The following is an 18,890-nucleotide window of genomic DNA, read 5'->3' as shown; positions in this document are numbered from 1 at the left end:
CGCCTGCCGGAGCCCCCCCCGGGAGAGCCGCTCCTCGCCCCTTCGAACGGAGCCGCGTCTCGTTTCCCCTGCCTTGAAGGAGGGTCGCCCACGATGGCCCCGCGTTGGTATTATCCTGGATTCTTCGGCGCCCTGTTCCTGGTGCTGCTCCGCATCGCGATCGGCTGGCATCTCTACTACGAGGGCCGCGACAAGATCCGGAGCCAGGACACCGCCCAGCCCTTCTCCTCCGACTCCTACCTCCGAAACGCCACCGGGCCGTTCGCCGAGAACTTCCGCAACCTCGTCCCCGACGTCGACAGCCTCGACCGGCTCGACCCCGAACTCCTGGACCAGTGGTGGGATGAGGAGCTGCGACGGGCCTCGGCCCACTACCAGTTCACCCCCGACCAGCTCACCCAGGCCGAGGCCGAGCTGGCCCAGACCAGGGACCGCGCCGCCGCCTGGTTCGCCGACGACGAGAACGCCGACCAGATCGCCGACTACAAGGAGAAGGTCGACCTGATCCGCCAGGGGCGCCGCCAGCCGCCGGCCATGGACTTCCAGCGCGACCGCCTGCAAGACCTCCAGTACGAGGTCGAGACCCTCCGCAAGGAACTCGTGGCCCCGATCGACCAGTGGACCGCCGACCTGCGCTCCTCGTGGGCCACCCTGGCCGAGCCCGATCAGCGCGAGACGGCCGGCGAACTCGGCCCCCCTCCCTCGTCGCTCGATCGGATCGACCTGATCACGATGTACGGCCTGGCCGTCTTCGGACTCCTGCTGATGGCGGGCATGTTCACGCCCGTCGCCGCCCTCGGGGGCGCCGGATTGCTGTTCCTCTTTTACATCAGCATGCCCCCGCTCCCGGGTTTGCCCCCGAACCCTCGGGCCGAGGGGACGTATTTGATCGTGAACAAGACCCTGATCGAGATGATCGCCCTGCTCGCCCTGGCGGCCACCCCCAACGGCCTCTGGTTCGGCGTCGACCGCCTCCTGTTCGGCTGGATCGACCGCCGCAATGCCCCGGCCGCCGAGGCCGCCGAGCATCGAGCCACCGCGTAATCCTTACCTTCTCCGGGCCGTCGCCCCGGCCCGATCGCCCCGACGTTGACCGGTCCGCAACCGTTTCCGGACCGCTTCGAACCGACAGGAGCTGCCAAGCATGACCAACCATCTCACCGACGAGCAGCGTGCCATCGGTCGGGCCAACGCCTACGCCGCGATCGGCGGGCTGGAGACCGGCCCCCGGGCGGGCTACCCGACCCGTCGCGACTTCCTCGTGGCCGCCGCCGCCGCCGGGCCCGCCCTCGGCGCCCTCTATTTCGGCTACAAGCCCCTGGGGGACAAGCCGGCCGTCAAGGCCGCCATCATCGGCACCGGCAACGAGGGTTGCGATGCCATGATCCGCCAGTCGAACCGCGACTACATCAACTACATCGGCTTCTGCGACGCCCGCCCCTACAACCAGAAGCGCGCCCTCGACTACTTCGGCCCCCGCCACGACCTCAACCAGTACACCAAGTCCGACATCGCTGCCCTGAAGAACTACGGCACGATCAAGGAGGTCCTCGACGACCCCGAGGTCGAGGTCGTCGTCATCGCCCTGCCGCTCTGGCTGCACGCCCCGGTCGCCATCGACGCCCTGAAGGCCGGCAAGCACGTCTTCTGCGAGAAGCTGATGGCCCACGACATCAGCGAATGCAAGGCCATGATCAAGGCCGCCCGCGAGAACAACCGCCTCCTGGCCATCGGCCACCAGCGGCACTACTCGGCCATCTACGACAACGCCAACGCCCTGATCCGCGCCGGCATGCTCGGCGAGATCCGCCACATCCGGGCCTCGTGGCACCGCAACAACGGCCAGCTCCAGTTCGCCAAGAACGACGACGGCACCATCAAGCGCGACGACAAGGGCGAGCCCGTCATCCTCCGAGACGACGACGGCAATCCCCTCTACTACGACTCCTGGAAGCCCCCCTACATGGAGGGGGACGACAAGGTCGACCTCGACGCCATCGCCTACAAGGCGTCCGACGGCAAGGTCTACAAGTGCAACAACCACGACGAGCTCGTCCGCTGGCGGCTCTTTGACAAGACCGGCGCCGGCCTGATGGCCGAACTCGGCAGCCACCAGCTCGACGCCTGCTCCATCTTCCTCGGCAAGCAGCACCCGCTGGCCGTCTCCGGCTTCGGCGGCACCTACTACTACCAGGACGGCCGCGAGGTCGACGACCACGTCTTCGTCAACTTCGAGTTCCCGAAGATCGGCGCCAACCTCGACAGCCGAGGCGTCCCCGACACCGACGAGCGCGTCGTCGTCTCCTACTCCTCGATCACCACCAATGCCTTCGAGGACTACGGCGAGACCGTCATGGGGACCTACGGCACCCTGATGGTCTCCAAGGAATACGACATCTACCTCTACAAGGAATACGACCGCAACCGCCCGCAGGACAACTGGGCCGGCCGGTCGACCACCATCTCCGTCGAGTCGGGCAACGCCCTGGCCACCAGCCCGAGCCTCGCAGGGCCGTCGCAGGCCCAGTCGCTCGGCACCATGGCCGCCGGCGCCGGCGAGTTGCCCTCCCGCGGCTACCGCGAGGAGCTGGAGCACTTCGCCTACTGCATCCGCAACGGCGACCCGAACAACTACAACGGCGACACCGACCACCAGCCCCGCTGCCCCGGCCCCGTCGCCCTGGCCGACGCCGTCATCGCCCTGACCAGCAACCTGGCCATGCGGCACAACGCCCGGATCGAGTTCAAGCCCGAGTGGTTCGACCCCGAGTCCCCCGCCGTCCCCGAGGCCGACTTCTCCGGCCGCCTCGCCCGCGGCCGCGCCTGATCTCGACCCGATCGGCCCGTAGGCCGACCGCCCCCTTCGGTCCCAGCGAGCCCGGCCCGGGGTCCTTCCCCCGGGCCGGGCCTTGTCATTCCCGGGGCGCGACCGGTCTCGCATCCTCGAATCCATCCAGGAAGGATTGGTTGGAATTTCATTGGACGAGGCGTTCGGTGGCGGGTAGCCTCATCCCCTCGGGCCGGGATCGCACCGGCCCGCGTGGCGGGAACCCCATCTTCCGGAGGACACCGATGACATTCCCTTCCCGAGCCGTCTCGCTCAGCCTCCTGCTCGCCGTCGCCTTCTCCCAAGCCGCCGCCGCCCAGGACGAGCCCGACGATCCCCGCGCCCCGCTCCCCGAAGGGCACTTCCGGATCGCTTCGTTCGAATTCGCCGAGACGGCCAACATCATGGCCATCGAGGCCGAGATCGAGGCCCCGGTCGGCTCGATCGTCGACATCCGGTCGGAAGGCCCCGGCCCGGGCGGCTCGCGGAGCCGGTCGAGCATCTCGTCTCCCTCGGGTAAGCCCACCGGCCGGCTCCACATGCTCGCGCTGCTCGACCGCTTCGGGGTCTACCAGTCCCCGATCGCCCGAGATGTCGAGGGCCTGAGCACGTTCATGCTCTTCACCAAGGCCGCCCGCAGCGGCGGGGGCGGCGGCGGTTCCGTCGTCATCCCGACCGACCAGCCGCTCGACGAGATCCTCACCCCCGTCATGAAGCCCGGACTCCACCGGCTCGGTTCGAGCGCCGATGCCTTCCGATTCCAGGGGAAGACGTATACGATCACCGTGACCAACCCCGGCGCCGTGGTGGGGGAGAACCGCCGATGATGACGCCAGCACTGCTGATCGCCTCCGCGCTGCTCCCCGCCGCCCCCCCGGCGGCGGACGACAACCCGCCCGGCCCGGCGATCCCCGAGGGGCACTTCCGCGTCCCTTCCTCCGACTTCGGTCAGACCGCCCACCTGGCCCTGATCGAATTCCACATCGACATCCCGGCCGGGACGACCCTCCTGATCGACGACTTCGGGGGCATGACCACGCGAATCCCCGCCGCCGAGGGGGACCGGCCGTTCGCCCGGGAGCGCTTCTCCCTCGTGATCGACCGCTTCGGGGTCTTCCGGACCGACCCCGGGTCTGGCAGAATGCCCGGCGAATCATGCCTTCGCATCACGAAGGCCGGCCGGAGTCAAAGCATCCAGTCGATCCCCGACGTCCCGCCGGGCCTCCCCACGGAACGGTTGGTCGAGGGTTTCTTGAAAGCCGGGGACTACCCGATCGGACCGCCGCTCGACGTCTTCCGCCTCCGAGACACCGTCTGCACGATCCGCGTCGTCCCGAACGACGAGGTCCCGCCCCGCCCGCAACTTCGGCGAGGACGGCCGGATCTCCTCGGCTCCGTCGACCCGGCAGTCATCCCCTGATCCGGCCGCCATCGCGGTCGAGGAGCGTAACCAATGAGACGGAAGTCGGCCCTCACCGCGATGGTCCTCCTGGCGCTCGGTGCGTCATTGCCGCTCCGGGCGCGACAGGAAACCCCCATCCCCCACGGCCAGGACCGCCCCCCCAACCCCGCCCGCTCCCCGGCCGAGGCGGTCGCCGCGATGACCGTCCCCGACGGCTTCACCGTCGAGCTGGTCGCGGGCGAGCCGGACCTGGTCAACCCCGTCGCCATGACCTTCGACGAGAAGGGGCGCATCTGGGTCACCGAGAGCCTCGAATACCCCCGCCGCGAGCCCGGCCCCGGCCGCGATCGCGTGAAGATCCTCGAGGACACGAATGGCGACGGCACCGCCGATTCCGTCCGCATCTTCGCCGAAGGGCTGAACATCCCCTCGGGGATCGCAGTCGGCCACGGCGGCGTCTGGGTGGCCAACGCCCCCGACATCCTCTTCTACCCCGACCGCGACCGCGACGGCGTCGCCGACGGCCCCCCCGAGGTCGTCGTCTCCGGCTTCGGCCGCTTCGATACGCACGAGCTGCCCAACAGCCTCACCTGGGGGCCCGACGGCTGGCTCTACGGCTGGAACGGCGTCTTCAACCCGAGCAAGGTCGAGCAAAACGGCAAGACTTTCGAATTCACTTGCGCGATCTTCCGCATCCATCCCTGGACACGCAAATTCGAACTCTTCTGCGAGGGCACCAGCAATCCCTGGGGCATCGCCATCGACCCCGAGGGCTCGCTCTTCGCCTCGGCCTGCGTGATCGACCACCTCTGGCACCTGGTCGAGACCGGCTACTACCACCGGCAGGGTGGGCCGTACCCGCCGTTCATCTGGAAGATCGAATCCATCGTCGACCACTTCCATCAGAAACGTGCTTATTGCGGCATCACCTACTTCGACAGCGACGCCTATCCCCCCGAGTACCGCGGCAAGCTCTACATGGGGAACATCCACGGCAATTCCATCAATGTCGATTCCCTCACCCGCAACGGCTCCACCTACCAGGGGCACGGCGAGCCCGACTTCCTCTCCGCCAACGACGCCTGGTTCATGCCCGTCGTCCAGAAGGTCGGCCCCGACGGCTCCCTCTACATCCTCGACTGGTACGACCGCTACCACTGCTATCAGGACGCCAACCGCGACCCCGCCGGCATCGACCGCCTCAAGGGCCGCCTCTACCGCGTCCGCTACGGCGACACCCCGCGCCGGGCGAACTTCGACCTCGGCTCCGAATCGAATGACTCCCTCATCCGGCTCCTCGACAGCCCAAACGTCTACGACCGCGACATCGCCCAGCGTCTCCTGACAGAACGCCTCAAGTTCGGAGGGGTCGGCCACGAGGTTCCACTTTACAAGAAGCTCCGCTCCGCCGTCTTCTCCGACAACCTGGGCCGCAAGGGACGCCTGCACGCCCTCTGGGCCCTTGTCAGTTGGCAAGCTGACGGCCTCGACTCGCTGGATCATGTTCCCGACGTCGCCCGATCCCTCGTCACTCTGACGTCCGATTACCTCCGCGACCTGCTCGCCCACGACGACTCGACCTTCCGCGCCTGGGGCGTCCGCTATGCCGCCACGCTCGGACGGGTCGAGGATGACGTCCTCGAATCGCTGGCCAACCTCGCCGCCGACCCCTCGCCCGACGTCCGCCTCCAGCTCGCCATCGCCTCCCGCAAGGTGGAGGGGCTGGACGGCATGGCCACCCTGCTCGCCGTCCTCGGCTCGACCGAATCCGCCGACCCCTTGCTCCCCCGCGTCGTCTGGCAGAACCTCCACCCGATGCTCGACGACCCCGAGGCCGTCGTCCGCCTGGCCGAGTTGCTCCAGGGTGTCGACCAACGCTGGTCGCCCGCCCTGGCCGAGATGCTGCCGAGGATGCTCGACCGTATCATCGCCGTCGATGCGGTCGAGGGGAGGCAGATCGCCGAGTTCACACGACTCATCCTCGGGCATGTCATGGTTTCTGATGATTCGAAACGATCCAGCCTCGCCACGATCGCCGATCAGGTCAGGCAAGGGCGGTTCGACCGCGACCGCCTTGTCTCGCTCCGCGAGGGACTTCAACCGGCCGCTCGCCGCAGTCTGACCAACGAGAATGACCCGATCAACCCCACTGCTCGTGGCCTCGCCAACGAGGACGACCCGCTCCGCCCCGCCTTCGCCCGGCTCGCCGCCCTCTGGGGAGACGCCGACGCCCTGGCCCACGTCCGTCAGCGGTTCGCCGACCCCGAGGCCGAGGACGCCGAGCGTCGCGCGTCGCTCGATGTCCTCGTCGCGGCCGAGGATGCCGACGTCTTCCCCGCGATCGCCGACGTGATCGCCCGCTCCGAGGCCGGTTCCGTCGACTTCCGGGGCGAGGTGCTGGCCGCGATCGGCCAGATCAACGAACCGCGGATCGCCGACGTGATCCTCGGTTCCTACTCCGCCTTCGAGCCGGAGCTGAAACCCCGCGCCGTCGCCCTGCTCACCCAGCGCCCCGCCTGGACCCGGGCCTTGCTCGAAGCGATCGGGCGCGGCGAGCTGCCCGCCCAGGCCCTCAACGTCAATCAGGTCCGCGCCCTGCTGGAGAGCCCCGATCGGGAGCTGGCCGAACTCGTCCGCCAGACCTGGGGCACCGTCCGCGAAGGCCGCGACCCGGCCCGGGAACAGGTCCTCGCCCGAGTCCGGGACGAACTCGCCGAGGCCCACGGCGACCCCATCGCCGGCCGCTTGGTCTTCGAGCGTGTCTGCGCCCAGTGCCACCAAATCTACGGCAAGGGGGAGCAGGTCGGCCCCGACCTCACCGGCAACGGCCGAGGCTCGTATGAACAACTGCTCTCGAACGTCCTCGACCCCAGCCTCGTCATCGGCGCCTCGTATCAAGGCACGATCGTGGCCACGGCCGACGGCCGCATCCTCTCCGGCCTGGTCGAGGAGGACAACGACCGCCGGATCGTCCTGAAGCTCCAGGGGGGCGAGCGGGCGGTCATCCCCCGCGACCAGGTCGAGGAGGTCCAGGTCAGCCCGCTCTCCCTCATGCCCGAGAACCTGGAGGAGCAGATCACCCCGAGCGAGATGGCCGACCTCTTCGCCTTCCTCTGCCTCGACCGCGCCCCGGAAGACCCCGAAGCCCGCCCCATCGACGGCACCCCCCGCACCCTCATCACCCCCCCATCGCCCGCCGCCTCGTCCGAAGGATCTCAGGAATGAGTACCCGATCATTGATTGACCTCCGCTCCGACACCGTCACGCAGCCCACCCCCGCCATGCGCCGTGCGATGGCCGAGGCCGAGGTGGGCGACGACGTCTACGGCGAGGACCCGACCGTCCTCGCCCTCGAGGCCCGCGTGGCGGACCTGCTCGGCAAGGAGGCCGCCCTGTTCGTCCCCTCGGGCACGATGGCCAATCAGATCGGCATCGGCTTGCATGCCGGTCCGGGAGACGAGTTGATCTGCGACGCCCGTGCTCATGTCTATGTCTGGGAGGCCGGCGGCATCGCCCGCCACTGGGGGGTGCAGGCCCGCACGATCAACCCGCACGGCGGCCTGATCACGGTCGACCACCTCCGCGACAAGATCCAGCCCGACAACGAGCACTACGTCCGCACCCGCCTCGTCTGCCTGGAGAACACCCACAATCGCGCCGGCGGCCGGGTGCAGCCGATCGAGTCGGTCCGCGCCATCTCGGCTTGGGCCCGCGAGCACGGCCTGGCCATGCACCTCGACGGCGCCCGCCTGATCAACGCCGTCGTCGCCTCGGGCGTCCCGGCCCGCGACTGGGCACGCGAGTTCGACACCGTCTCCATCTGCTTCAGCAAGGGGCTGGGGGCCCCCGTCGGCTCGGCCATCGCCGGGTCGGCGGACCTCATGCGACGCGCCCGCCGGCTCCGCAAGGCCCTCGGCGGCGGCATGCGCCAGGCCGGCATCCTCGCGGCGGGCGCGTTGCACGCCCTGGAGCACCACGTCGACCGCATCGCAGACGATCACAGACATGCTCAACTGATCGCGCAAGCCGTCGAAGAGGCCCCCGGCCTGTCCCTGGAATCGGGCCCGGTCGAGACGAACCTCGTCTGGATCGCCGTCGATCCCGAGGTCGGCTCGGCGCGCGAGGTGGCCGATCGGCTCCGCGAGGTCGGGGTCCTGGTCAGCGCCCTCGGCCCGCAGATCCTCCGGGCGGTCACGCACCTCGACTGCTCCCGATCCCAGGCCGAGCGGGCGGCCGAGGCCATCGCCCAGGTCACCGCGGGGATGGCCCGAACCGCCTGAGGCCCTCCCATGCCCCGCGATCCGCTCCACTCCTGGGACCTCTCCCCCGCCGACGCCCGCGTCCTCCAGCGCGAGCTGGCCGCCCGGATCGACACCTCCTCGCCGCTCCCATCCGCTCGCCTGATCGGCGCGGCCGACGTCTCGTACAACCGGGGGGACGACCGCCTGTTCGCCGCCGTGGTCGTCATCGACGCCGAGACCGACGCGATCGTCGAGCGGAGCGGCCTGATCGCCACTGCCCGCTACCCTTATGTCCCCGGCCTCCTCTCGTTCCGGGAGGCCCCGGCCGTCCTCGAAGCCTTCGACCGCCTGCGGCACCGGCCCGACGTCCTCATCTGCGACGGCCAGGGGATCGCCCACCCGAGGCGCCTCGGCATCGCCTCGCACGTCGGCCTCTGGCTCGACCTGCCGACCGTCGGCTGCGCCAAGTCCCGCCTCTGCGGGACCTTCGAGGAACCGGGGCCGGAGCGAGGGGATCGCTCCCCCTTGATCCACCAGGGAGAAACCATCGGGATCGCCCTCCGCACCAAGCGACGGACGAACCCGGTCTTCGTCTCCCCCGGCCATCGCTGCGACTTCGAGAGCGCCCTCCGGATCGTCCTGGACACGACCGGCAAATACCGGCTCTCGACGCCCATCCGATTTGCCCACGCCTTCGTCAACGAACTGCGTCGCCAGGCGGGCGACCGTCCGGAATCCCCCTGAATTGTCGCCTCCCGCCGAGGGTTCGCCGCTCCCCTCGCCGCGGAAAGGTACGGGACGCCCCGACCGGCATTGCCCCACAGGGAGGCTTCGGGTAAGCTTCGCCCCGATCGCGCCGGGTGTTCCCTGAACGGGTCGCCCGGAGCACGGCGAGTCTTCGGAAGGACCCGAGGAATCAAAGGACGCAGGGATGGATCGCCGGCACTGCTGGATCGTGCTCATCGTTGGGCTGTCGATCGCCCCGATTGCCGGGTGTCGGACCGGCGTGCGCGACTTCGCCGAGCTGAATGATCCGGCCCCGTTCGTCCGCGCCCGGGCGGCCGGGCTCGACGAGTCGGTCGGCGATGCCCAGGCGATCCCCGCCCTGATCGCGCACCTGGAAGACAGCGACCCGGTCGTCCGCCTGTCGAGCCACGAGACGCTCCGGCAGCGGACCGGCCAGGACTTCGGCTTCGTGCCGTACGGCACCCCCGAGGACCGCGCCGCCGCCGTGGCCCGTTGGCGGTCATGGTGGGCTACGCAATCGAATGCTCCCTCGGATCGCCGGCGATTCCCCGGAACCGATCGCTCCTCTCGCCCGTAATCGCGTCGCCACCCTGAGAACGACCCCCGGCCAGGGAGGGCCGGACCATGTCCGACCGCATCGCCGCGACGATCGAACCCGAGCCCGACCCCTTGCCCGGCATGCTCGCGCCCCTCCGGCCGGTCGTCCTGCTGCTGGCCTACCTCGGCGGCCTGGCCGTCTGGCCGATCCGGTCGCTGGCCGCGGTCGCCGAGCCGAGGCCGACGGGGACCCTCTCGATCCGCGCCGCCACGATGGCCCAGCTCGACTGGCTGATCCTCGCCGGGCTCCCCATCGTCGGCCTCGTCCACGTCGGCATGGGTTCGTTCTTGTCCATGCAAGCATATTTTGGCGCAACCTTCGAGGCCGGGGTCGGCCCGGTGGTGGGGGTCGGCCTGATCCGCAACGGCGGCCCCTTGCTCTCGGGCTTCATCCTCGCCGGGTTGCTGGCCAGCCGGGCGACGGTCGAGCTGCGGACCCGGCCCCGCCCCGAGCTCGACGCCGATCCCGGCTGGATCGCCGACCGGGACGTGGCGCTCGGCCTCCGGGCCGACGACCGATCGGGTCCGAGCGACGCGAGGGCGACCCTGCCCCGCCTGATCGCCGCGGCCCTGATGGGGCCGGTGCTGGCCGCATGGGGCACGGCCGTGGGCACGTTCGTCGGCTACCGGATTGCCAACGTCGTGCTGGGCATCCCGCTCGAAACCCTGTTCGACACGTTCGCCGAGATGCTCTGGATGCGTGATATCCTCGGCCTGGTGGTCAAGGGGATGGCCTTCGGCGCCATCGCGGCCGCGGTGGCCTGCTTCGAGGGGTCGCGGCGCGACGCCCTCCCGCCGCACATGGCCGCCCTGAGGGCCTGCTGCCTGTCGATGGCCCTGATCCTCGGATTCAACCTCTCGTGGTTCCTCTTCGCCTATCTGGCGGGGCCGGCGTTCGGCCCGACGGTCCTGCCGACCTGATTCGGGGCGGGCCCGCCCGACCCAGCACTGGAGACGCATATCCTCATGAGTCGCTCGACGATCCGAGACGCCCGCGTCGGCCTGGTCCTGGTGGCGGCGGTGGCCGGCCTGCTCGGCCTGGTCGTCGTGGCCGGGGGAGGGCCGGGCTACCTGGTCACCGATCGCACCTCGATCGACGTCTTCTTCCGGGACGGCCAGGGGATCCGCCCCGGCCACCCGGTCCGGATCGCCGGCCTGGAGGCGGGCCGGGTCTCGGCCGTCGACATCGTCGACCACGAGGGGGCCCTGCGCGCCCGGGTCCGCCTGTCGATCGCGAGGGAGCTGGCGGGCCGGCTGAAGCAGGACGCGGTGATCGTCATCGCGTCGGGCCTGACCGGCTCGTCGAGCGTCAACATCGCCTCGGTCGGCGAGTCGGGCGTGGCCTGGGTGCCGGGCCAGCCGATCGAGGGGATCGAGAGCTCCCTGTTCGACCCCCTGCTGGAGCAGGTCGGGCTCGGCCCGGCCGAGCGCGGCCACCTGAGCCACACGATCGGCCAGGTGCGGCGGACGATCGACGAGGTCTCGCCGAGGCTCCAGAAGACCCTCGCCGCCTTCCAGCAGGCGGCCGACGACGTGCAGCGGGCGACCGAGGTGGCCGGGCCGGCCGTGGCCGGGGCCTCGGGCAAGCTCGACGCCATGACCGAGCGGATCGAGGGGCTGCTCGTGCAGGCAGTCACCCTGATCGACGAGCTGGAGGGGGCGGTCGTGGAGAACCGCGAGGGGATCACGGAGACGGTGTCCAACGTCCGGCACCTCTCGGCCCAGTCGAACGTGATGCTCCAGCAGTACGGGCCGAAGCTCGGCGAGCTGGCCGAGAACCTCGACCAGACCCGGATGCGGGCCGACCGGGTCCTGTACCAGGCCGACATCTCGCTGGGGAACATCTCGGGCATCCTGGTCAACAACCGGGCGAACATCGAGCGGACGATCGGCAACGTGCGGGACATCACCGACTCGGGCCGGATGACGGTGGAGAAGATCCGGGCCAACCCGCTCCTGATCAGCCCCCTGTACAAGCCGGGCCGAGACGCCGAGATCGCCCTGGCGAACTTCGACACGGCCAACGTGGTGCTGAAGGCCGCCAGCGAGTTCAACGACGCGGTCAAGCACCTCCAGGCCTTGCGGACGCAGATGGAGAGCCCGCAGCAGCAGCAGGCGGTCGACCAGATGCTCCAGCGGGCCTCGGCAATCAATGCGCAGCTCGAGCCGATGATGAGGGGCCTGGCGCAGGGGATCCAGGCCCAGCCGCAGCCGGACCGGGGGCGGGGGGGCGGGCTGATGAATCGGGAGTAGACGCCTGGATCGATCCCCCGATTTTCGCATTTTCGGTTAAATTCGTTCCAGCTTCCGGCCGATCTAAGTAGCAGACGAGATGATTGTGATGGTCCTGAAGCCCTCGGCCGCGGCCTTGCCCCCACCAGGGGGCGGGGGGTCGAGATCGCCGGGCCAGAACACTGAGGCCGAGCCGGACTCGATCGGCACGGGTCTCTCCCAGGTGCAGAAGGAGACGCAAACCATGGAAATCCACGGCGCCGGCGGCCCCCAGGGCTCGCAACCGATCTACCCCCGACTGGCGTCCTTCAGCGTCGAATCCGCGGCCAACGCCCCGGCCGCCGCGCCGAAGGACCAGGTCGAAATCTCGCAGCTCGGCCTGGTGCTCGACGGCATCCACAGCCTCCCCGAGATCCGGCACGAGAAGGTCGAGGCGATCCGCCAGCAGATCGCCGACGGGACCTACGAGACGCCCGAGAAGCTCGACCGGGCCCTCGACAACCTGCTCGCCGAGCTCTCCGGCTTCTGACCGGTCGGGGCCGATCGGCCCCGATCCCCGCGGGCGTGACCCCGGGCCGGCGGCCCCGGCCCGGGTCGCCCCGAGACCCGGGGCGGCCCCCGATCCCGGGGGATCGGCCAATCGACCGCCCCGGGGCGGGCTCCCCTGGCCGCGGCCGGGCGAAGGCACTATAATCGAGAATCGTTCTCGATTCGTTGCCGGAGCCACCCGGTCCTCGGCCGATCGCCACGTCCCGGGAACCGCCCCACAGGAACGAGCATCGTGACGCCACCTGCCGACCTCGAACCGCTCCAGGTCAAAGAAAGCCCCGAGGAGAAGTTCCGCGAGTTTCTGGAGATCCGGGGCGAGAAACTGACCGAGCCGAGACGGGTCCTGGTCAACCATATCTTCAATTCTCACAAGCACTTCGACGCCGACGAGCTGGTGGCCGACCTGCGAGAGGCCGGCCGCCGGGTCAGCCGGTCGACCGTCTACCGGTCCCTCCGCCTGATGGTCGAGGCCGGCCTGCTCCGCGAGCTCCGCCTGACGAACCGGACCGCGTATGAGCACAACTACGGCTACCCGTCGCATGACCACATGCATTGCTCCGAATGCGGCGCGATCGTCGAGTTCCGCAACGACGAGATCCGGCGCATCCGGGACGTGATCGCCCAGCAGTTCGGCTTCCGGGCCGAGAATCACAAGTTCGTCATCACCGGCCAGTGCCCCGACTGCCTGAAGGCCCGCAGCCGAAGGCGGAAGCTCGACCAGATCTGATGCGAGGCCCGGGCGACGGCGACCGGCGGCACGACGTGGTCGACCCCTGAAGCCACGGACGCGGCCCGAGTGCTCCGAAGGATTGCTCCCATGCTGACGGTCCATGTGCATGTTCAGGTGAAGCCGGATCGGGTCGAGGCGTTCAAGGCGGCCTCGGTCGCGAACGCAAGGGCCAGCAGGGACGAGCCGGGGGTCGCGCGGTTCGACGTCTTCCAGCAGCAGGACGATCCCACCCGGTTCCTCCTGGTCGAGATCTACCGGACCGCCGAGGCCCCGGCGGCGCACAAGCAGACGGCCCACTACCAGGCCTGGGCCGAGGCGGTGGCCGACATGATGGCGGCGCCCCGGTTCAGCGTGAAGTTCGACGCGGTCGATGCCGAGGCGTGAGCAGAGCCCATGAACTTCGAGTTTGCCACGGCCGGGCGGATCGTCTTCGGGTCGGGATCGGCCGCGAAGCTCCCCAGCCTGGCCCGGGAGCTGGGGGGCCGTCGGGCCCTGGTGGTCCTCGGGGGCTCCGAGCGGGGTCGAGAGGCGTTGACGGCGGGCCTGGCCGAGGTCGGGATCGCGTCGGTTGTGGTGGCGGTCGGGGGCGAGCCGACGACGGATCGGGTGGACGAGGCGACCCATCTGGCCCGCGCCGAGGGGGTCGATCTGGTGATCGCCCGGGGGGGCGGCAGCGTCCTCGACGCCGGCAAGGCGGTGGCGGCCTTGATCGGCAACCCGGGGGCGGTGCTCGACTACCTGGAGCTGGTCGGCAAGGGACGGCCGTTGGAGCGGCCGGGCGTGCCCTTCGTGGCCGTGCCGACCACGGCGGGGACGGGGACCGAGGTGACGCGGAACGCCGTGCTCGACGTCCCTGAGCACAAGGTGAAGGCCAGCTTGCGGGGCCAATACCTGCTGCCTCGCCTGGCGGTGATCGACCCGGAGTTGACCGTCTCGATGCCGCCGGACATCACCGCCTTCACCGGCATGGACGCCCTGACGCAATTGATCGAGCCGTTCGTGGGCAACATGGCCAATCCGATCACCGACGGCGTCTGCCGGGAAGGTCTGGTGCGGGTGGCGCGATCGCTGAGCACCGCGTATCGGGACGGCTCGGATGTGGCCGCCCGGGAAGACATGGCGCTGGCGGCCCTCTGCGGCGGGATCGCCCTGGCGAACGCTCGATTGGGGGCCGTCCACGGGTTCGCCGGGGTGTTGGGAGGGGCCACCGGCCACGCTCACGGGGCGATTTGCGCGCGGCTCTTGCCGATCGTGATGGAGGCCAATCTCCGCGCGATCGCCGAGCGAGGCGACCCGGCAATCCTCGATCGTTACGCCGAGGTCGCTCGCACCCTGACCGGCGATCCCGAAGCGAGTGCGCTCGACGGCGCGGCGTGGGTTCGATCGCGCTGCGAGGAGTTCCGGATCCCGGGGCTCGGGCAGGCGGGGCTGACCGTTGGCGATTGCGATCGGATCATCCCGGTTGCCCGGCGCGCGAGCAGCATGAAGGGGAACCCGTTGCCGTTGACCGACGAGGAGCTGCGATCGATTCTCGACGCGGCGATCTGACCCGGCAGTGTCGAGGATCGATGCGACATCGGTGCGAATCGGGTCGGAGGCCGGGGCTGCGACAGTGTGCGGCATTGTGGGAAGGACTCCGAGTGCGTCAGTCGACGCGAGTGGTGGCGAGCGCTCGGGGTCTTCCCAGGCTTCTGGTTGCGATCGGGCCGTTGAAGCGGACACGACGGGCTATCGGGCCGAGTCGAGCACGACGATCCTACGAGGCCCGAGACGATCGGCATCGACCGTGATCGACGAGGATCCGGGGCGATCGACCGGCCAGTCGGGCAGGGTGTCCAGGAATCGCTTGACGGGCTGGAGCTTCAGGTTGATCTTCGGGGTCAGGTAGTGCATGGGGAGGATGAGCCGGGGGGCCAGAGCCTCGACCAGGGGCGGGATGAGCGGGAAGTCGATCGTCGGCGGGCCCCCGGCGGGAAACAGCAGGATGTCGGGCCGGCCGAGGCGGGCCAGCTCGTCGGGGCTCAGCGCGTGGCCGAGGTCGCCGAGGAAGGCAACGTGCAACCCTTCGGCCCGGAAGTGGAGGATGGTGACCTCGTCGCCGGGGAGCTTCTCGGGGGTCTCGAAGACCGGGATGGCCTCGAACCGGAGGCCGAGGGCCTCGACCCCCTCGGGGGGGAAGGCGGTCGCCATCAGCGATTCAAAGGGGGGGACGATCTCTGAGAGGCCGCTGTGGTACCTGGCGTTCTCGTGGCTGGCGACGACCAGGTCGGCCGGCTCGGCGATCGGCGCGTAGGAGCCGGCGTCGGCCGAGGTGTAGGGATCGAGGATGATCCGCCGTCCCTCGGTCTCGATCAGGAAGGCGGCGTGTCCGTACCAGAGGATGCGCATGGCGAGGGGTCCTTGGGTGGGGTCGGGGGTCATCGGGGGGATGATCGGCCTCGGGATGATGGCCCAAGGGTATCGCGCCGGGCCGGGGCGGTCACGAGTCGAGGGCGGGGCCGGGCCTGGGAGCGGGTCGGCGGATCGAGTACAACCGAAGGGGAGCGTCGGGACCGGGTGGCGGCGGTTGGGCACGAATGAAGGAGGACGGGAGGCATGGCGGACCCTTCGGCGACACCACCACCACCGCACGAGCCGGGGAAGCCGGCCTTGCCCGGCCTGCCGATCGTGACCCTGGAGCCGTGGGAGCAGCGGTCGAACCTGGAGAAGTACGGGACCTTCTGGTACCTGGCGCTGGCGGGGCTGGTGGTCATGGCGGGCTTGGTCCTCTGGTTCGCCTGGGGGGTCTGGACGCTCCGGGAGGTCTGGCGGGATGTGTACGTCCTGCACGACCCGAGGCGGGGGACGGTCGAGCGGGTGAACGCGGCCGACCGGTTGGCGAGGAACCCGCGGACGACCGAGCGGCAGCGGTACGACATCGCCATTCGGAACGACCTGCCCGACCTGGCCCGGTATCTGATGGCCGAGTCGCTGACGGCCGAGGCCGCCACGGGGGACCCGAGGGCCTATGCGATGGCCGTGGCACGGAGCGGGGGGGAGGGCTGGCCGGCCTGGTTCCGGCTCTTGATGCTGCGGCCATTGGCGTATGGATCGGGGGCGGGGGAGGCGATCGAGCCGGTCCCGTTGCGCGAGCTGAGCACGCATGAGGACCCGATGATCCGGGTGTGGGCCCTGTACACCCTGGCGGAGTCGTCGCGATACAACCAGATCGAGGACAGGCAGTTGCGAGAGATCGCCCGGGGTGAAGCTCCCGAGGCGGGGCTGGCCGCCTTGCTGGTGAAGGCGCTCAACGCGGGGGCGGACGCGGGACGCATCGCCCGGCTCGACGAGGCGACCCGGTGGGTCCGGGAGCATCATCCGGGGGCGTCGGGCGTCTGGTCCGGCTGGGATCGGTTCGAGGGGGAACTGGTCCGGGTGCCGACCGAGGTGTGAGGGTCGCTTGAATTTGGGTTTGTTTGGGTTCGCCGGGTTCCGAGGGGAAACCGGGTCGATGGAGGATGCTCCGTCCAGGGTGATTCGAACGGGTTTCGGCCCCTCTCGAATCACGACAGGGGATTCCGGCGATTCTCCGGGACATGGGGGCCGGCGTGGCGACGTTTCCACGCCTTCAAGGCCCGCCGCTGGCGGCGATTGACGGCCACTGGAGGTTCTTCGGTCGGGGGCGTCGCGGCGGGGACCGGCGGCGAGGGCAGGGAGGTGCGGGCCTGGGTCCGATCGGGACGGCTCGGAGGGGACGTCGGCCGGTGCTGGGCAGTGGGTCCGGCGTAGGGGGCGGGGGCATTGGGTGGTGCCGTGGCGTGGGGCGAGTGGGCAGAGGACGGGACATCGGGAGAGCGGGAAGGATCGGTAGGGACGGCAGGATCGGTCGGAGGGGCAGAGCAGGTGGAGAGAGGGGCTGAGGGAGGAGACTGGAGGCGTCGGAGGTCGGCCTCGGCCTGGCGGAGGCGGCGGAGGACCTGGTTTTCGTAGCGGTCGAGCAGGCGGACGGCGGCGGGGTCGTCGGCGAGGCCGGATTGGGCGTCGATCCGGGCGCGGTCGTCGCGGTCGTCGAGGGAGGCGTCGAGGCGGTGGCGGAGGTCGGCGCGGGTGTCGTCAAGGAGCGAGGCGATCGCCTCCGAAGGGTCGGAACCCGTTTCCAGGAGACGAGTTCGGGCGTCGTCGCGGTCGGAGGCGGGGACGCCGAGCAGGTCGAGCAGGCGGGAGAGGTCGGCGTCGGTCGGGTCGCCGGGCGAGCGGGCGAGGCGGTCGGCCAGGTCGTCGCAGCGGTCGAGCAGCCAGAGCGCGCCGTGGCGGGTCTGGAGGAGGGTCGGCCGGACGAGTTCGGGGCGGTCGGCGAGGGACTGGCCGAGGCGTTCGGCGTCGAGGGCGCGGTCGTCGTCCCAGGTCTCGGAGGCCCGCCGGGCGAGTTCATCGCGGAGCGCGAGCGAGCGGTGGAAACAGGAATCGGCCCGGACCGATTCGATGACGATCCGCTCGAACCGCCAGTGCTGGGCGGGGCTGTCGGGGCGGTACTGGGACATCCAGTGCCGCTTGCGCTCCTCGATGGCTTCGGTCATCTCGTCGGTGAAGACGACCCCGTGGCCGGCCAGGCCGTGCTTCAATGCGTTGCGGGCGACTCTGGCTTTCCCGGCGTCGGTCACCGGGCCGGTCGATTTTTGGGCGTTGCGGCGGTTGGCCTCGATCTGGCGGAGGCTGGGCATGATCGGGAATTCCGGCTCGGGTGACGTTCACAGGTGCATCACTCGGGACCGCGACGCGTTGGCCGCGCACGATCTCCTTGACATTACCATCGTGTCAGGACGGGTTTTTGGTCATACGAAATCGCGCAATGGACCCAGATTATCTAATTGCCGAGCCTTTCGGTGTCGAGGGCGTCGGCTCGGAGGCGGCCGCAAGGATGGGACAGGAGGCCGACGACTGGGCCGACGTGTCGTCGATCCGAGTCCGCCGATGCCCCGATGGTCCCGCCGTCCTGCGTTTGGAGCCCGTGAATTCCCTTGCAATCTCTGTCGACTGCCGAGACATTGATGATGTGACGCTCGGTTTTCGACGTCCGTTCAGTCGTGTTGTACCACGGATTTTCGGGCGCCGGCTTGTCGCGATTGCGATGAAACGTGCGCCGAAACAAGGTGAGGCGGCGGGAGGCATCGGGCATGAGTCACGGACGATGGTTGGCATTCGCGATTGGTCTTGTCTTCCTGGGGCTGATCGGGGGCACACGATGGCAGGAGGCTGCCGCTCAGGGCGACGGTCAAGGCTTCGGCCAAAGGTATCAGATCTCTACCTTCGGTGAGGATAACCGCCGTTGCTACATGGTTGATACCGTCACGGGAGAGCTCTGGGAACTTCATGGTGATGGCGTGAAACTCTATTGGGGGCGAGTCGCAGAGGCGCCCGCCCGATGAGGCCGGCCACCGCCTCAGGGTTCTCATGGCCTCTGATGTCAAGAGCGGCGGGGTGGCACTGGCGGGTGAAAAATGCTGATGTCTGGGTTCCACTGGATCAGCCAGTGCTCCGGTTCAGCCCGGCACTGGCCGAGCCAGTGGCACCCCGCGCCGATACAAG

At 69.6% G+C, this 18,890-nt stretch carries 17 protein-coding genes; 15 read left to right on the top strand and 2 right to left on the bottom strand.

The window, feature by feature from the left end; genetic code table 11:
* Positions 1-93 precede the first annotated feature (93 nt).
* The 14 genes from AB1L88_RS19995 (at position 94) to AB1L88_RS19930 (ending at position 14,873) form a co-directional block, all read left to right on the top strand.
* The gene (locus tag AB1L88_RS19995) at positions 94-1,044 is read left to right on the top strand and encodes a DoxX family protein (RefSeq protein WP_367098458.1); all 951 of its coding nucleotides are present in this window, start codon (positions 94-96) and stop codon (positions 1,042-1,044) included.
* 100 nt (positions 1,045-1,144) lie between these two features.
* On the top strand, positions 1,145-2,827 hold the full coding sequence (locus tag AB1L88_RS19990; RefSeq protein ID WP_367098457.1) for a Gfo/Idh/MocA family oxidoreductase: 1,683 nt from the start codon (positions 1,145-1,147) through the stop codon (positions 2,825-2,827).
* Between the two features lie 245 nt (positions 2,828-3,072).
* Positions 3,073-3,654 carry a hypothetical protein gene (locus AB1L88_RS19985; protein WP_367098456.1) on the top strand — a complete coding sequence of 194 codons (582 nt, stop codon included), beginning with the start codon at positions 3,073-3,075 and terminating at the stop codon, positions 3,652-3,654.
* Positions 3,651-4,247, top strand: coding sequence for a hypothetical protein (locus tag AB1L88_RS19980; protein WP_367098455.1), 597 nt, complete (start codon positions 3,651-3,653; stop codon positions 4,245-4,247). The genes AB1L88_RS19985 and AB1L88_RS19980 overlap by 4 nt, the downstream gene beginning before the upstream one ends.
* A 33-nt stretch (positions 4,248-4,280) precedes the next feature.
* Positions 4,281-7,454, top strand: coding sequence for a PVC-type heme-binding CxxCH protein (locus AB1L88_RS19975; RefSeq protein WP_367098454.1), 3,174 nt, complete (start codon positions 4,281-4,283; stop codon positions 7,452-7,454).
* Entirely contained in the window at positions 7,451-8,509 is a 1,059-nt protein-coding gene (gene ltaE / locus AB1L88_RS19970) for a low-specificity L-threonine aldolase (protein ID WP_367098453.1), read from the top strand. The genes AB1L88_RS19975 and ltaE overlap by 4 nt, the downstream gene beginning before the upstream one ends.
* A gap of 9 nt (positions 8,510-8,518) precedes the next feature.
* Positions 8,519-9,214, top strand: coding sequence for a deoxyribonuclease V (nfi, locus tag AB1L88_RS19965; protein WP_367098452.1), 696 nt, complete (start codon positions 8,519-8,521; stop codon positions 9,212-9,214).
* A gap of 187 nt (positions 9,215-9,401) precedes the next feature.
* Positions 9,402-9,794 (top strand): HEAT repeat domain-containing protein, encoded by a 393-nt coding sequence (locus AB1L88_RS19960; RefSeq protein WP_367098451.1) that lies wholly within the window; start codon positions 9,402-9,404, stop codon positions 9,792-9,794.
* A gap of 47 nt (positions 9,795-9,841) precedes the next feature.
* Positions 9,842-10,735 (top strand): ABC transporter permease, encoded by an 894-nt coding sequence (locus AB1L88_RS19955; RefSeq protein ID WP_367098450.1) that lies wholly within the window; start codon positions 9,842-9,844, stop codon positions 10,733-10,735.
* 45 nt (positions 10,736-10,780) lie between these two features.
* Positions 10,781-12,067, top strand: a complete 1,287-nt coding sequence (locus tag AB1L88_RS19950; protein ID WP_367098449.1) for an MlaD family protein — start codon at positions 10,781-10,783, stop codon at positions 12,065-12,067.
* An 88-nt stretch (positions 12,068-12,155) separates the two neighbouring features.
* Positions 12,156-12,575, top strand: coding sequence for a flagellar biosynthesis anti-sigma factor FlgM (locus tag AB1L88_RS19945; protein WP_367098448.1), 420 nt, complete (start codon positions 12,156-12,158; stop codon positions 12,573-12,575).
* Positions 12,576-12,827: 252 nt separating this feature from the next.
* Positions 12,828-13,322: a Fur family transcriptional regulator gene (locus AB1L88_RS19940; RefSeq protein WP_169972939.1), complete on the top strand. Its 495-nt coding sequence runs from the start codon at positions 12,828-12,830 to the stop codon at positions 13,320-13,322.
* 90 nt (positions 13,323-13,412) lie between these two features.
* On the top strand, positions 13,413-13,709 hold the full coding sequence (locus AB1L88_RS19935; protein WP_367098447.1) for a putative quinol monooxygenase: 297 nt from the start codon (positions 13,413-13,415) through the stop codon (positions 13,707-13,709).
* Positions 13,710-13,718: 9 nt separating this feature from the next.
* A complete protein-coding gene (locus AB1L88_RS19930; RefSeq protein WP_367098446.1) occupies positions 13,719-14,873 on the top strand; it encodes an iron-containing alcohol dehydrogenase in 1,155 nt (384 codons plus the stop codon).
* 180 nt (positions 14,874-15,053) lie between these two features.
* Here AB1L88_RS19930 and AB1L88_RS19925 read toward each other — a convergent pair whose 3' ends face one another.
* Positions 15,054-15,713, bottom strand: coding sequence for an MBL fold metallo-hydrolase (locus AB1L88_RS19925; protein WP_367098445.1), 660 nt, complete (start codon positions 15,711-15,713; stop codon positions 15,054-15,056).
* A gap of 207 nt (positions 15,714-15,920) precedes the next feature.
* Here AB1L88_RS19925 and AB1L88_RS19920 point away from each other — a divergent pair, with 207 nt between their 5' ends.
* A complete protein-coding gene (locus AB1L88_RS19920; protein ID WP_367098444.1) occupies positions 15,921-16,757 on the top strand; it encodes a hypothetical protein in 837 nt (278 codons plus the stop codon).
* A gap of 110 nt (positions 16,758-16,867) precedes the next feature.
* On the opposite strand, the gene AB1L88_RS19915 is transcribed toward AB1L88_RS19920, so the two are convergent.
* Positions 16,868-18,025, bottom strand: coding sequence for a hypothetical protein (locus tag AB1L88_RS19915; RefSeq protein ID WP_367098443.1), 1,158 nt, complete (start codon positions 18,023-18,025; stop codon positions 16,868-16,870).
* Between the last annotated feature and the right edge of the window lie 865 nt (positions 18,026-18,890).

This window comes from Tautonia sp. JC769, assembly GCF_040717455.1.
In the GTDB taxonomy this organism is placed as follows: domain Bacteria; phylum Planctomycetota; class Planctomycetia; order Isosphaerales; family Isosphaeraceae; genus Tautonia.
Note: the sequence above shows the minus strand (reverse complement) of the source record. Positions and strands in the feature narration are given on the sequence as shown.

Coding starts and splice junctions, on each gene's coding strand:
- AB1L88_RS19995 (WP_367098458.1), top strand. CDS start 94: ATGGCCCCGCGTTGGTATTATCCTGGATTCTTCGGCGCCCTGTTCCTG.
- AB1L88_RS19990 (WP_367098457.1), top strand. CDS start 1,145: ATGACCAACCATCTCACCGACGAGCAGCGTGCCATCGGTCGGGCCAAC.
- AB1L88_RS19985 (WP_367098456.1), top strand. CDS start 3,073: ATGACATTCCCTTCCCGAGCCGTCTCGCTCAGCCTCCTGCTCGCCGTC.
- AB1L88_RS19980 (WP_367098455.1), top strand. CDS start 3,651: ATGATGACGCCAGCACTGCTGATCGCCTCCGCGCTGCTCCCCGCCGCC.
- AB1L88_RS19975 (WP_367098454.1), top strand. CDS start 4,281: ATGAGACGGAAGTCGGCCCTCACCGCGATGGTCCTCCTGGCGCTCGGT.
- ltaE (WP_367098453.1), top strand. CDS start 7,451: ATGAGTACCCGATCATTGATTGACCTCCGCTCCGACACCGTCACGCAG.
- nfi (WP_367098452.1), top strand. CDS start 8,519: ATGCCCCGCGATCCGCTCCACTCCTGGGACCTCTCCCCCGCCGACGCC.
- AB1L88_RS19960 (WP_367098451.1), top strand. CDS start 9,402: ATGGATCGCCGGCACTGCTGGATCGTGCTCATCGTTGGGCTGTCGATC.
- AB1L88_RS19955 (WP_367098450.1), top strand. CDS start 9,842: ATGTCCGACCGCATCGCCGCGACGATCGAACCCGAGCCCGACCCCTTG.
- AB1L88_RS19950 (WP_367098449.1), top strand. CDS start 10,781: ATGAGTCGCTCGACGATCCGAGACGCCCGCGTCGGCCTGGTCCTGGTG.
- AB1L88_RS19945 (WP_367098448.1), top strand. CDS start 12,156: ATGGTCCTGAAGCCCTCGGCCGCGGCCTTGCCCCCACCAGGGGGCGGG.
- AB1L88_RS19935 (WP_367098447.1), top strand. CDS start 13,413: ATGCTGACGGTCCATGTGCATGTTCAGGTGAAGCCGGATCGGGTCGAG.
- AB1L88_RS19930 (WP_367098446.1), top strand. CDS start 13,719: ATGAACTTCGAGTTTGCCACGGCCGGGCGGATCGTCTTCGGGTCGGGA.
- AB1L88_RS19925 (WP_367098445.1), bottom strand. CDS start 15,713: ATGCGCATCCTCTGGTACGGACACGCCGCCTTCCTGATCGAGACCGAG.
- AB1L88_RS19920 (WP_367098444.1), top strand. CDS start 15,921: ATGGCGGACCCTTCGGCGACACCACCACCACCGCACGAGCCGGGGAAG.
- AB1L88_RS19915 (WP_367098443.1), bottom strand. CDS start 18,025: ATGCCCAGCCTCCGCCAGATCGAGGCCAACCGCCGCAACGCCCAAAAA.